Raw genomic sequence first — 13,046 nt, 5'->3', positions numbered from 1 at the left:
GTGTCGACCAGCGGTTCGCTCGAGCGAACACGTAGCGGCACAACTGCGACCCGTGGTCACGGCTGACGGTTCGGGTACTTGCTCGTCGTTCGCCCGGTCGACTAACGGACAACGCGGCCAAGAGAACAGCTGCAGTAGTGAACGCAGCGTCTCGAGAACGAACACTGTCGAATATGTCGTGGCTCGCTCGAGACACTTCCGACGCCGTTTGATTGCCGCTCACTGCTGTCTTTGGGCGTGCACCCCTCGCCAGATGTCAGCAGCGACCGGCGCACCGTCGAACAGCCAGAGTGCCAGAACGGCGAGAGCGAGCAGCGACTGAAAGACGACCTGCAGCGTCAATCCGCCGGCGACGATCGCGTTCACGTACTGGATGAAGTAGCGGGCAAAATGATCGATGAACCCGCCCTGCGTGGCCGGTGGCGGCGATTCGATCGGCCAGAGAACGATCCGCAGGTCGACTGCTCGTCCGCTGAGTATGCGGTTGAGCAGATCGGCAACCGGGTGCGAGAGGTGTGCGAACGCGAACGCACCCGCGAGGATTCGGTCCCCTCGACGAGCGGCCACCGCGTACGCTACAAGAATGATGAACGGCGCGGCAAAGATCGAGTGGCCGACAGCGTATCCGGTCTCCATAACTCCGAACGTCCAGGCGAGCGGTTTGTCGAGCAGATCCGGAAACTGTGAGCCGACAGCGACGGCGATCGTTTCCTGGGTCGAGGGTGCTGTCCGAGAGAGCACGTTCCTGGTCAGCGAGTACAGGACGTACGCGAACGCGAGATGCTCCCACGGCCACATCTATGAGACCTCGATCGGCAAGTGAAGTTTGCGATAGGCGTTCTCAGCCGTCGGCTCCGCCGGCGCTTCGCCGTCATAGAGTAACAGGGTCAGTCGAAGGTCGTCGCCTCGCATCGTCGGCGTGACCTCGAGGGTCTGCTGGTGAGAGTCGCCATCGGAAACTGTCGCGCTCTGCCTGTCCATCTCGACCGACTCGTTGACGGTCACGGTCTCACCGTCGGAACTCACCCGCTGGAGCAGTACCACGGTCGTGTACTGTCGCTCTTCGTGTTCCTGATTCGTGATCGTCGCCTGCAGCTCCTGGCTCTCCCCCGCGGTATACGTCGAGTCGTAGATCGTGTCGGTGTCACCGGTGACGTTGTCCGTTTCCACGGAAATCTCCGTATATCCATCGTGCTGTGGTGGGTTTGCGAGGGCGAACCCGGCGCTCGCGAGCAACAGGCCGATTCCGATCACGATGGCGATGTTGTACGGGCGAACGTTAACTCGCTCGTACGGACTCGGTCGTCCCCGGGAAAAGAACGGGGATATCGACGAAACGGCGGGAACGAACCGTCTATCGGGCGGACAGCGATATCGAGAACCAATCGCAAGCAGTGCCAGGGCGACGGTGACAACTGCCAGTCCGAGGAGCACCGGCTCGAGCGTCAAACCCCTAGGGGTTACGCTTGCAAAAAGGGTAATCGCGGGGACGAGTGCAACGCTAAAAACCACTGACAGGATGGTTCGTTCGATCGCCTCGAGTCCGCCACTAACTAACAGCGGATTCCCGAGCCCGGTTTTCTCCTGATCGAAGGAGCGATAGTCGTCGTTGGGCTTGTCCGGAAAGAGGGCAGAGACAAGCGCATACCCGGGAAGAAAGAGAATAAGCGGAATCGATACTACAATTCGTATCGCGCCGGATACTCCTGAAAGAATTCCGAGCGTGAGGGCGCCAGTGACTGCGACGACGGCTGCCAGATCCAGATACCACAACTGGTTGTCGCTCATTGTCTCGTCACGAGGGGACGGTGGCGGTTTATTATCGCCAATATAAGCCCGATATAACGGGTTGGTCTGACGGTCGTCTGACGCTGAGTTATAACGATCTCGACAACAAATCCCCTCAGTTTTCGTGCGCCGATTCTTGCGCGCCATAGGAGCGTGAATGATCTGAAAATCGGGATAAGTTTCCGAAATCCACATAGAGTGTGTCCTCGAAATAAATACCCTATCCCCTATTCAAATATGGCTATTTAGGAGCTCTACGCCTGTTTATGTGGGTATAAAAATAACTAAAAGATAGATCGGCGGTTGTGAAATCACGTGAATCAAGTAATTCTCAGATACACGATTTCTATCCTTTATTACCCTCTCCTGAATAGGGATGATTGTCGAAATGAAAGCGAAACATATCAGCTCCGATGGGAATGATGAGCAGGGTGTGATCGATGACGCTCAGGTCGAGGTTGACGAAGCTGATTGTCCCTCCGAGGAGCAGACGTTTTCGAAAGACGATGTCTTTCATCTTCTCCAAAACGAACGGCGTCGGATGGTTCTCCGCTACCTCCGCGGCTCTGACGGCCCCGTACGCATGCGCGACGTTGCAGAACAGGTCGCAGCGTGGGAGCACGATACGACCGTCGAAGAACTCACGTCCACGCAGCGCCAGCGCGTCTACATCCCGCTCTATCAGTCGCATCTCTCGAAGCTCGACGAAGCTGGCCTGATCGACTACCAGCAGAACCGTGGCATCGTCGAGCGAAAGCCCCTCGCTGATCGAGTCGACAAATACCTCGAATTGGATTCGACCGACGAATCGGTCGACGAAACGGGCGTTGAGAGCCCGGAGTGGGAGGACTACTATATCGGCGCAACGGTGCTCTCCTATGCGATCCTCCTCGGTGCAGTGATCGAGCTGCCGTTTACCTCGTTCCTCTCGGGGATCGGCCTGAGCGCACTCATCCTCTCGCTCTTTACGGTGCTCACGATCAGTCGGCTCGTCAACTGACGACAGTTAGTGAACTGTTCTGCGACAGCGTGACCGATACAGGAACGAGGCTCGTGGCTCTCTCCGTTATGCAATGAGAACAAACGCCGAGACGAACACGATGAGCACGAGCAGTATCCCGACCGAGATCACTGCAAGCTTCGCTCGTGAGAGTGACCGACCTACGCCCGATTGATCCGTGGACCGTTCGATCAACCCCTGTGTTTCGTCGAACTCGATGGCACCCTTCGCGTCGAGTGCCGGCAAGCGGTTCTGATGGAGTCGTTCGTGGATAGTCGCCCACGTTTCGATCGATGGGCGAGCCGGTTCGACCAGCGTATCGGTGACTTCATCGACGGTCACTGGGGTACTCATCTCGTCAAGGACGGCGACGAGGGCGGCATCGGATTCCGGAATGAAGTCCCCGATACGGGTGTCGATCGTACCGTCCCCCGAAAAATCGCTTTCCGGAGCATAGACCATCGTCACTCCGGAAAGCGCATCAGAATCCTCGAACTGCTCTTCGGCGGAATCCCCCGACGAAGAGCGCAGCCAAGACGGCGTCAGACGCATATTCCGCGCTAAAACCCCGTGGTATATAAGGCTTCTCACGATTTAACGGTTGGGAACGGAATAAAGGGGTGTTAGAGCGTTTTCAACGGTGGCTGTTAGAGTCGAAATCTATTCGTCCCCGTCACTCGTCGGGGCGAGTCGAACGGTTACGCGACTACCGGAGCCGGTGGTCGGAGCCACGGGAGTAGTTGCTCCCGTAACTCCGACTTGCACTCGAGCCACCCGTGGAGATCAGTGAGCCTGAGTTTGTGTCTGGCTGGCAGGCCGTGGACGTGCTCGAGGTCGCCCAGTAGCCGCCGATCGAAGTCGTGGCGTTCGAAGAGCGTTTTTCGGTCCGGCCAGGGCGGTTCGAATGACGAGAGAAACGGCGTCTTCCGGCGAACGAACCCTTCGACCTCGTTGAGTAGCGTCGCATCGTACGGTCGATCGGGGGGTCTGTGTCGCAGGATATCGTTGTCGACCCGCTCGCACGCGCGGAGGAACGTTTCCGTCGTTCGGTGTTCCGGCGGCGTCCGGAGATGCCAGTCGATCAGTTCGCGATCCGTCGCCAGAAACGACGTCACGAAGTGATCGGAGAGGTGGTTGTGAAACGGTATCGACGGCTGGTTCGCGATGCCACAACAGGACAGCGCGTTCTGTATTTGATCCGCACGCGACCGTCTCGAGTCGAATTCGTCGGCGATGGCCGCCCTGACGAACGCGTCCGGATCGACATCGAAGGACGTTCTGTCGGCCAACTCGAGGCTGGCGTCGTGGTTGTACCCGAACTTCTCGAGGAACACCTCGACGGGGTCGGGATCGGACTCGAGTCCGCCGGTCGGGATACGCTTGTCGAGGACATCGACGGTCTTCGAGGCGGTGAAATGCCCCCGGAAGAACGTGTCACAGAGGAGGCCGTGATACATCGTATCGACGCCGATCTCGTCCGTATAGCCGGCGTGGTGGATGTGCAATGATTCCTTGATTCCCTGTGAGTACGGGATCTTCGACTCGTCGGGCCGGAGATACCGCTCGTCCGGTGGGAAGGCGGTGTGACTCGTGCCGTACTGAGCAGCGAGCGATCTCGCAGCCTGGACCTCCTGTGCGTCCAGTGAGCCGACCGTGTAACTGCAGTCGATATCGTCGACCTGTGAGAGGACGATCCGCGAGTCGTAGCCCGCCGAGAGGAGAATGCCCTTTTGTCCGGGCAGCGACGACCGCCGTTCGATCGCTCGTTCGAGGCGATCGGCGAGTTCGTCGACCACGTTGAATTCCGAAGACGACTGTGGGTCGTAGACGAACCGTTCGAGCGAGTCGACCGACGCGGGCGCGAGTCGACTGTCGATCGGGAGTCGGTGTAGTCCCGTGACGGCCGTCTTTTCGCCGAGCGTCACTCCCAGGTGCAGGAACTCGAGAATTCCGTTCCGATGCAGCGTCGGATCCGTAATCGTGCGTGCGACTTCGGCGGAATCGGTTCCGAAAACGCGAGTTCCGGACTCGTCGGTGTAAAAGCACTCTCGGGATCGAATCGGATCCGTCGCGACGAATGCCTCATCGCTCGCTTCGGTGTCGATCACGGCCAGATACGATCCGTTGAGGCGCTCTAGTGCGTCGATTCCCGCCGACTCGTAGTGTTCGAGGAGCCAGCGAGCGGTGTTGGGCTCGTCGTCGGGAACGTACGCTTCCCCCCAGATGAGGCAGTAGCCGTCGTCGCGAGAGTATGTCGCGCTCCAACCGGGCGTCCCGAGATCGGAATCCCTGATTCCGACCGTGACGGTCGATCCGGTGAGTACTTCGTCGAAGTCATCACTGGATCTGAACCGTTCGAACGCGTCAATACCGCCGAATACACCGAAGAGTTCCCTGTTCATCGTCGAAGACCACCGCGTAGACGGCGTCCGGTCGGAGCGTGGAATACGCCTCTCCCCACACCCCCATGTACGGACGCCTTCGTAATCTCCTCCGCAGGTGTTCTCAATAACTATGCGACTGTTAAGTACTGAAACGGCCGTCGAGCGCCGATACGAGCGGCCCCCGATCCCGACTATTAGATCTATAATAATAGGATTGCTGGCAGTACCATCGGATCGCTAATGTCACGGAAACGCGCGACACGACGACGGTTCCTCGCACTGTCGGGTGCAGCCGGTCTCACCGGAATGGCGGGCTGTGCAGATCAGATCAGGTCTGCGACCGGCACGGGGAACGGGGACTCATCGGACGAAACGACGGACGATTCGGACGACTCGGTACCGGGATTGGCTGACGGCGTTCCGCCGCTCGAAACGGAATTCAACAGCAGAGAACGGCTTCGCCAACCCGGAAAGTCGTTCGACGACTTCAGCGATCTCGAGCCCTGGACCGTCGAGCAGGGGTCGGGCGAAGCGGACACGGACACCGTCTTCGCCGGCGAGCAGAGCTTCAAGCTCCAGTCGAACGGTAGCGAGAATGTCGTCGCCCAGCGAAGTCTCGGGGGCGAGGACATGACGGAGACGGACCTGTCTTTCGCCATCCGGACGACGACGCCAGAGAGCATCACGGTCAACCTGCGTCTCGTCGACCGGTTCGGAAGCTCGAAAGTGTACTCGCTCCGCGAAATCACGTACCGTTCGCCCGACATCGGCTGGTTCCGGGCGAGCCCCGGGGTATTCCAGCAGAGCGAGTACGAACCCGACCTCGATAACCTCGATCGGCTCGAGATTCAGTTGCTTCACTCCATGCCGGAGGCCGAGGTCTGGATCGACGACCTGCGCACGCACGAGACGCCCGATCAGGGGTACGTCATGCTGAGCTGGGACGACGGGATGCTCGACTACTACGAGACGGCCGCGCCGCTCCACGACGAGTACGGGTTCCAGACGGTGCAGGCACCGGTTCCGCGGTGGGTTGAACAGGGCGAAGACGGAACCATGTCGCGCTCGGAGCTCATAGAGCGCCAGGAGGCGGGCGATCAGATCGTCGTCCACGGGACACACGATCCGATAGCTGAAACCGACGGATCGGAAATCGAAGGCAGACTCAAGGCGGACAAGCAGTGGTACATCGACAACGGGTTCGAAGGGGCGAACTACATCGTCTACCCGCACAACAGCTACGATAAGACGAGCCTCGAGCAAACCGCTAAATACCACTACTGCGGCGGCTTCAATCAGGCCGGCGACGTCAACACGACGAACGTCTACGGCTTCGATCCGCTCGCGTTACCGCGGACGATCGGGCACGACCTCGAGATCTCGAAACGGTGCGTCGATCTCGCCGCAGCGCACAACCAGTGTACGATCCTGAACTTCCACGCCTTCGATGCCAACAACACGATGCCAGAGGGCGACTACGAGACATTACTCGAGCACATCGATAGCGCCGACGTCGAGGTCATCACCTTCGACGATCTCTGGAAGATGCGAACAAGCAATCGCTGATCGGCGACGATCGGTTCACCCGCTCGGTGCGCGCGGACTACTTCTCGAAACGGATGGTGTCAGGGAGAGATTGCCGCTGTTTCCGAGCCGGAAGCAACGGTGCTCCGGCCGTGGCCGCCATCGGTGCGGTCGGCCCGACACCCAGCGGCTCAGCAGTTCGTCGCGAGCGTAATCCGGTCAGTGTCAGTCGAGCCGCCGCCGTCGACGACGCGCAACACGACCGGGTGTTCGCCGGGTGCGCTGACCGTCACCTCGATCGTCTCGCCGGTCTCGTCGAACGAGCCGTCGTTGCCGACGCACCACTCGTAGTCAACGAGTTCGCCGTCCGGATCGGACGACCTCGACGCGTCGAGCGTGACCGTCTGACCCGGCTCGAGCGCCGTTTCGCTGGTCCACGTCGGACGGACCTCGATCTTCGCGGTCGGTGACTCATTGCTTGTGCTCGCACTATCGTCGCCCGAGGACTCGTCGCCGTCCTCGTTCGAGGCCTCATCGTCGGCCTCGTTTCCGGACGCTTCGGTATCGTCGTCAACGTCGTTGTCCACGGGCTCGGGTTCAGGTTCGGGCTCGGGTTTGGACTCCGCCGGCTCCTCGTCAATCGGCGCTTCAGGAGGACTGCCGCTGTCGGAGTCCTCGAGGAGCAATTCGCCCTCCAAAAGCCGCTCGACGATAGCCGTGTGCCACTGGACACGGGTCTCGAGTTCCACATCGGTTGAAACGGTCTCGGCGAGGAACCCGTCGGCGTTCAGATCACGCGCGGCCTTGTGAGCGAGCAAGCCGCTCGGGTCGGTGTCGGGCATGGAGAACGGGCCGGTCTGGAACGCGCGAGTGGGGTTGTCTACGTAGTTCCGAGTGACGTAGTCGGCCGCATCCGCGGCGGCAGCCGCCTCATCACCGCTGGAGTGGAAAATCGCTTGCCCGACCCCGTCCATGGGGTCGCCCGCGTAGATCCCCGTCGATTCGTGGAGATCGATCAGGATGTCCGGGTCGTACTCGCTGACGACCTCCCAGATAGCGCGTGCGAGTGCCGTCCCCGGCGTCTCCCCCTCGGAGAACTGCCGATTGAGGTTGTTCCCCTCGTCGTCGTTCCTGGTCCCGCGCTCGATCGCAACGGCGTTCGCCTCGGGGATCGCCACGAGCGTGCCGGCGTCGATCGTCCAGTCGGCGATCCGGCCCGCGGCCGTATAGCCCGCAGTCTCGTTTCCGTGCATTCCGCCGACGACGATCGCTGTCGGCCCGTCGGTATCCGCAGTCGTCACGTACGCCGTCGTCTCCTCGTCCGTTCCCTCCCGGATGACGATGGAGTCTCGACTGACGCTTCCCTCCTCGTTTTGGATCGCACCGCCGACGACGCCGGCAGCACTTGCACTCGCGAGTGCAAAACCGGCTGTCGCGCCCAGTACAGATCTTCGTGAAAGTGAATCGCGTCTCATCCGTCCGGCCCGTCGGTTGCGGTCGGCTTTACTACAGGTGCGATAACCGATGAAAACGGATCCGTTTCGGTTCTGCAATGGTTCGCGTCGAGAGAACGCGCACGCTGCGCTCGTCCCGAATCGAAAACGATCGGCCGCGAACGGGCGCGTTCACTGAGAACGTGCGCGCTGACCGAATATGAGAGCGACAAGCAGGAAGCCGAGGGTGAAAACGACTGGAAGCGGTCGCCGTCGAACCCCGGTGCCGGTGACCCAGCAGATACCGGGGTACGACCGCGGCGACGTGGCGGCGTTCCGCAAGTGCCACGCCCCTCGCAGGAATCGTCCCTCTGCGAGGTATCGCTTCGCGAGGATGAGTTCGTGGCTCGAGCGAATCTCATACCCCTCGTTCTCGAAGCGTTCGACCTCGTCTTCGTACGCCGAGAGATACTGCCTGCTCGCGTTTTTAATGACGTCGGCTGATGGGTGGCCGGTATCGTCACGGTGGACGAGAACGTCGTCGACACAGGCGAGCTTCCCCTGCTCGAGAACGCGTAGACAGAACTCCGGGTCCTGAAACCGATCCAGTTCCTCGTCGAAACCGCCGGCGTCCCTGGCGACCGCCGTGCGGACGAGCAGCGTCGAACCGGCTCCGGGCTGGACATTGTCCGCAAGGATCTCACCGACCAGCTCCTCGCCGCCCTCTTTCGTGGGATCGTCGTCCCCTCGAGCGAGCGCGGACGCGGCGGTCGACCGGAGCCAGCCGCTCGTTCCCGACAGATCGTACGTCGTGTCACAGTAGGCCCCGACCCAGATGCTCGAGCGGTCTTCGAGGGCCGCGAGCTGGCGCTCGAGTTTCGCGGGGTGCCAGACGTCGTCCGAGTCGAGGAAGGCGACGTACTCCCCGCGTACGTGTTCGAGTCCCGTGTTCCGGGCGACGTTTGCACCCTGGTTGGTCGCGTGGATGATCGTCCGAACTCGCGGATCCTCGTACCCGGCCAGCACTGACTCGGTGTCGTCGGTCGAACCGTCGTCGACCACGACGACCTCGAGGTCGTCGATTGTCTGTTCGAGCGCGCTGTCGATCGCGCGTCCAAGCGTCGCCGCTCTGTTGTACGTCGGGATGATGACGCTGACTCGAGTCATTTACCGGTCGTACCTCTCCCGATCGGTTTATTATCACGTGGATAAACGCCGTTGGCCGTCGGTATCGTCTCTCGCGGTGGCGTGCACGCAGCGCCGTCGGTACCGACACGCTGAGGCGAATCGGTAGAGCTGCAGCAACCGGTCGTCGTCCGGGGACAGCCGATCGGTCTCATCGGTTGACAGGGGCCGGCTAACAACTGTATAAGAAAGATCAAACGATCCGTCGACGTGGGTGATGACGAACAGAAACCGACGATCGTTTGTGACGACCGTTGCAGCGGCTGGAACGCTCGGACTCTCCGGTTGTCTCTCTCAGTTGCGGGAGTGGCGTGGCAACGATACCTCGTCGCCGGCGGGGTCGACGCCGAACGGAGACGACGGTCAGTCGGGCACTGACGGACTGCCGGCGCTTCCTGGGGAATCGATCGATGACTTCGAGTCCCTCAACGACTGGATCGCGATGATCGACGGCGGCACCCTCGAGGCCGGGACCGACGATCCGTACGGCGGATCGCAGTCGGCTCGCCTCACCGCGAGCGAGGACACGGAGCACGCGGCGATCTACAAGGCCGTCGACGGATTGGACCTGCGCGGTTCGAACCTCTCGCTCGCCGTGAAGTTCACCGGCCGCGAACAGCTCCGGCTCTCGCTCGAGCTGTTCGCACCGAACTCGCGAAACGCGTACGTGCTGCAACGAACGCTCATCGGACCGTCCGATCGATGGGTACGCGTCGACTTCGGCACCGGTCAGATCGAGGGGGAGCCGGATTTGACGGACGTCAGTGAGATTCGACTGACCGCTCGCCGGCGCGGTGACACGTCCGGCTCGATCGACTGCCAGGTCGATGACCTTCGCGTCGTCGATCGTCCGGCAACGGGCAAGGTAATGCTCCTGTTCGACGGGATGTTCGAGAGCCACTACGCGGAGGCCTTCGAACGGATGGATACCTACGGCTACGCGGGCGTCGAAGCGGTCATGCCCGAAGCAGTCGGGCAGGGCGATCGGCTCACGATCGACAGGCTCGAGGAACTGAGCGACGCGGGCTGGGACATGGCGGCCCGGCCGCGAACCGGCGCTCACTTCCTCCACGAATACCCCTCTAAAGAGCAAGCGCGGATGATTCGAGACACGAAACTGTATCTCGAGAGCCGCGGCTTCGAGGACGGCGCGAAGCACTTTATCACCCCGCGGAACGTGCTCAGCCCGACCGCTCGCGACCTCGTCGAGGAACACCACGAACAGGCGTTTCGGTTCGGCGGCGGTCCGAACGGGCTGGCGCTCACCGACCCCTACAACGTGGGATTCTTCGCCGGCGGTGCCGGAGACGAGACGAAAACGTACGTCGACTACGCCGCCAAGTACGGCCAGCTCGCGGTGTTGCAGTTCGATTATATCGGGACCGAAGACGGCATCAGTGAACGCGAGTTCGAACGCGTCCTCGAGTACATCGACGGGCAGAACGTCGAGGTCGTGAGCGCGACCGACCTGTTAGAATCGTAACGTGGACCGATGGTGGCTCGAGGAGTGTCTCCATCGACCGCTGAACAGCCCGAAGTTCTGCTTGTGTTGCCAGTCAGTCACATTGACATCCTCTCCGCCCTTCTGGACGGGGTTTTCTCCTCGCATTTCCGTAACACAGCCACGGCTCACTGTGAGACGAGCGAGAAGCCCTTGTAGATGACGCTCACGGGGGTTACAGAGTTGGAACTCTTTCTTTGCGTTCACCAAACCGAAGGTCTCGGGCAGCCGGTTGGAACCGACGAGTCTGGAGACGACGACTGACTGGTATTCTCCATGAGGGGACGCCTCGCAGTCGTCGGGCTACGCTCGACTGCGTGAGGGAGCATTGCTCCCTCCGTTTACGGCGAGGAGACTGTCACATTCCGGGATCAAGGATCCCGAACGCGAGCCCCGAGAGTAACAACGACAGTCCAGCGAGGAACAGCAGACTCTGCAACCAGTTACGGCCCGAGCCGTCGGTCTCTCTGTTCACGAGACGGGTGGTAATGCCGTCCGCTTTCGCGCCGATCGGATCGGGAAATAGGGACAGTATCTCGAACGGTTCTGCTATATCGATCGCTCCGACCAGCAAGGCGAACGTGATGAAGATTCCGAACCCGACGGGTGGAACGACTGCGAGCGCAATCCACGGATTCGTGATTGCCGTCGAGAGGGCAACGATAGGGACGGCTGCCAGGAGCGTTGTCAGTGCTGCCCGACTGAGCCGGGCATCCGCGAGTGGGTCGAAGCCGACGAGTCGGGCGCTCCAGCAGTGGAAGACGAACATCGACCCGTATCCGATGCTGGTCGCGACGGCCGCGCCTCGCATTCCAAACGGTGGAATAAGGGCGAGGTTGAGCACCAGGTTGACCAGAGCCGCGCCGCCGGTGGCTATGACCGGATACCGAAGCGTTCCTTCCCCCTGTGAGACCGCGAGAATCGGTCGCGCGATCGCGAACCCGAGCGCGCCGGGGAGCAACAGCAACAGGGGCGTGATCGCCGGTTCGGCCTCAGCACCGAAGTAGATCGGGACGGCGACGTCTGCCAGCGCCGCGAGTCCGACGGCCATGACGGCCGTCAGCAGAAACGTATAGCGCGTCGTCCGAGAGACGAGTTCCGAAATCTTTTGATAGCGGTTCTGCGACCACAGCTCTGATGTCGAGTGGACGAACACCGTCTGGATCGCCATCGGGACGAACCAGAGGAACTCGGCGATCGTCAGCGCTGCCTTGTAGTTACCGACCGCCGAATCCGACTGAAACCGGTTGAGCATGATGATATCGATGTGATAGAGCGACATCATCAGGAAAATCAGCGCAATGCTCATCGAGTTGAACGTGAGCATCTCCGTCCGGGGAAACCGTTCTGTCGGGCTAGAGAAGACGGACGACAGCGAAATCCGTCGGTGAACGAGGAGGAGTCCGACCACGCCGACGAGGAGACTCGCGAACAGATGCCCTGCGAGCGCGCCCATCACACCGACGCCGAGGTAGGTTAGCGGGATTGCGACTGCGACGAAGCCAACTTTGTCGAGAACCTTGAGCGGTTCCGAGTATCGCTCGAGGCCGAACCCCATGAGCGTCTTCCGTCCGAAGTCACGGAACTGTGCCGTAATAACGAGCGCCGCGAGGACGTAGAAGTAGATCGTCAGCTCGGAGCCGAAGGCGAAGCCGACGAGCCCGAACTTGGTCGCGAGTACCAGCAGGAGCGCCCCGAGACCGGCCAGCAAGATCGCCAGCCGGAAATAAAAGCCGACGACGTGTTCGCTCCAGTTCGCCACAGTGCGGTCCTCGGCGAGGAACTTTCGGACACCGTCCGTGATCCCCGAACTGACGAAGATCATGTAGATCGCGAAGATGGACAGCAAAAACGCGTACTCGCCGAACGCCGACGCACCGAGAAATCGGTACAGCAGCGGCGTCGAAAGCGCAGTGACGACCAGTGCGACGATTTTCGCGCTGACGACCGAGACGACGCCGCTCGTAATACTCCTGTTCACGGTTTCCCCCTGATTCCTTCGAGCTGCCAATCGACAGCCATCCCTGCCGACGATCGGTCACGATCCGACGTACTCACTGTACGAAGACGGTGTCCACAGCGTGGCGTTATTATACGGGGGCTAAATGGCCTCGAGAGCCGTATTCACGGAGATATAGTTGTGGATGCGCAACGGAGAAATGGCGAGAGTCAGCGATGAAGAAACGGGAGAACGGGGAGAAGAATCGACGGAAAACGGATACCAATAGCGG

Annotated in this window: 10 protein-coding genes; 3 read left to right on the top strand and 7 right to left on the bottom strand. The window is 60.9% G+C overall.

All coding sequences use genetic code 11. The features are described from left to right. Window positions 1-219: 219 nt before the first annotated feature. Both CP556_RS02960 and CP556_RS02955 read right to left on the bottom strand, forming a co-directional pair. Window positions 220-798: a metal-dependent hydrolase gene (locus tag CP556_RS02960; protein ID WP_098724259.1), complete on the bottom strand. Its 579-nt coding sequence runs from the start codon at window positions 796-798 to the stop codon at window positions 220-222. After that, entirely contained in the window at window positions 799-1,788 is a 990-nt protein-coding gene (locus tag CP556_RS02955; RefSeq protein ID WP_098724258.1) for a DUF1616 domain-containing protein, read from the bottom strand. Between the two features lie 388 nt (window positions 1,789-2,176). Here CP556_RS02955 and CP556_RS02950 point away from each other — a divergent pair, with 388 nt between their 5' ends. Beyond that, on the top strand, window positions 2,177-2,788 hold the full coding sequence (locus CP556_RS02950) for a DUF7344 domain-containing protein (RefSeq protein WP_098727264.1): 612 nt from the start codon (window positions 2,177-2,179) through the stop codon (window positions 2,786-2,788). Between the two features lie 66 nt (window positions 2,789-2,854). On the opposite strand, the gene CP556_RS02945 is transcribed toward CP556_RS02950, so the two are convergent. Further along, window positions 2,855-3,340 (bottom strand): hypothetical protein, encoded by a 486-nt coding sequence (locus CP556_RS02945; protein WP_098724257.1) that lies wholly within the window; start codon window positions 3,338-3,340, stop codon window positions 2,855-2,857. A gap of 146 nt (window positions 3,341-3,486) precedes the next feature. Then, window positions 3,487-5,190: an asparagine synthetase B family protein gene (locus CP556_RS02940; RefSeq protein WP_098724256.1), complete on the bottom strand. Its 1,704-nt coding sequence runs from the start codon at window positions 5,188-5,190 to the stop codon at window positions 3,487-3,489. A 222-nt stretch (window positions 5,191-5,412) separates the two neighbouring features. Between CP556_RS02940 and CP556_RS02935 the strand changes: the two genes are divergently transcribed. Further along, window positions 5,413-6,738 (top strand): polysaccharide deacetylase family protein, encoded by a 1,326-nt coding sequence (locus tag CP556_RS02935; RefSeq protein WP_098724255.1) that lies wholly within the window; start codon window positions 5,413-5,415, stop codon window positions 6,736-6,738. Between the two features lie 149 nt (window positions 6,739-6,887). Here the strand turns inward: CP556_RS02935 and CP556_RS02930 are convergent, their stop codons facing one another. Together CP556_RS02930 and CP556_RS02925 are read right to left on the bottom strand one after the other, a co-directional pair. Beyond that, window positions 6,888-8,171, bottom strand: a complete 1,284-nt coding sequence (locus CP556_RS02930; protein ID WP_098724254.1) for a PKD domain-containing protein — start codon at window positions 8,169-8,171, stop codon at window positions 6,888-6,890. 150 nt (window positions 8,172-8,321) lie between these two features. Beyond that, window positions 8,322-9,296, bottom strand: coding sequence for a glycosyltransferase family 2 protein (locus CP556_RS02925; protein ID WP_098724253.1), 975 nt, complete (start codon window positions 9,294-9,296; stop codon window positions 8,322-8,324). Window positions 9,297-9,531: 235 nt separating this feature from the next. On the opposite strand from CP556_RS02925, the gene CP556_RS02920 reads away from it, so the two are divergent. Next, on the top strand, window positions 9,532-10,797 hold the full coding sequence (locus CP556_RS02920) for a polysaccharide deacetylase family protein (RefSeq protein WP_098724252.1): 1,266 nt from the start codon (window positions 9,532-9,534) through the stop codon (window positions 10,795-10,797). 376 nt (window positions 10,798-11,173) lie between these two features. Here CP556_RS02920 and CP556_RS02915 read toward each other — a convergent pair whose 3' ends face one another. After that, window positions 11,174-12,796, bottom strand: a complete 1,623-nt coding sequence (locus CP556_RS02915) for an oligosaccharide flippase family protein (protein WP_098724251.1) — start codon at window positions 12,794-12,796, stop codon at window positions 11,174-11,176. Window positions 12,797-13,046: the final 250 nt, after the last annotated feature.

This window comes from Natrinema sp. CBA1119, from assembly GCF_002572525.1.
In the GTDB taxonomy this organism is placed as follows: domain Archaea; phylum Halobacteriota; class Halobacteria; order Halobacteriales; family Natrialbaceae; genus Natrinema.
The sequence above is the reverse complement of the archived record's forward strand: the minus strand, read 5'-3'. Positions and strand labels throughout refer to the sequence as shown.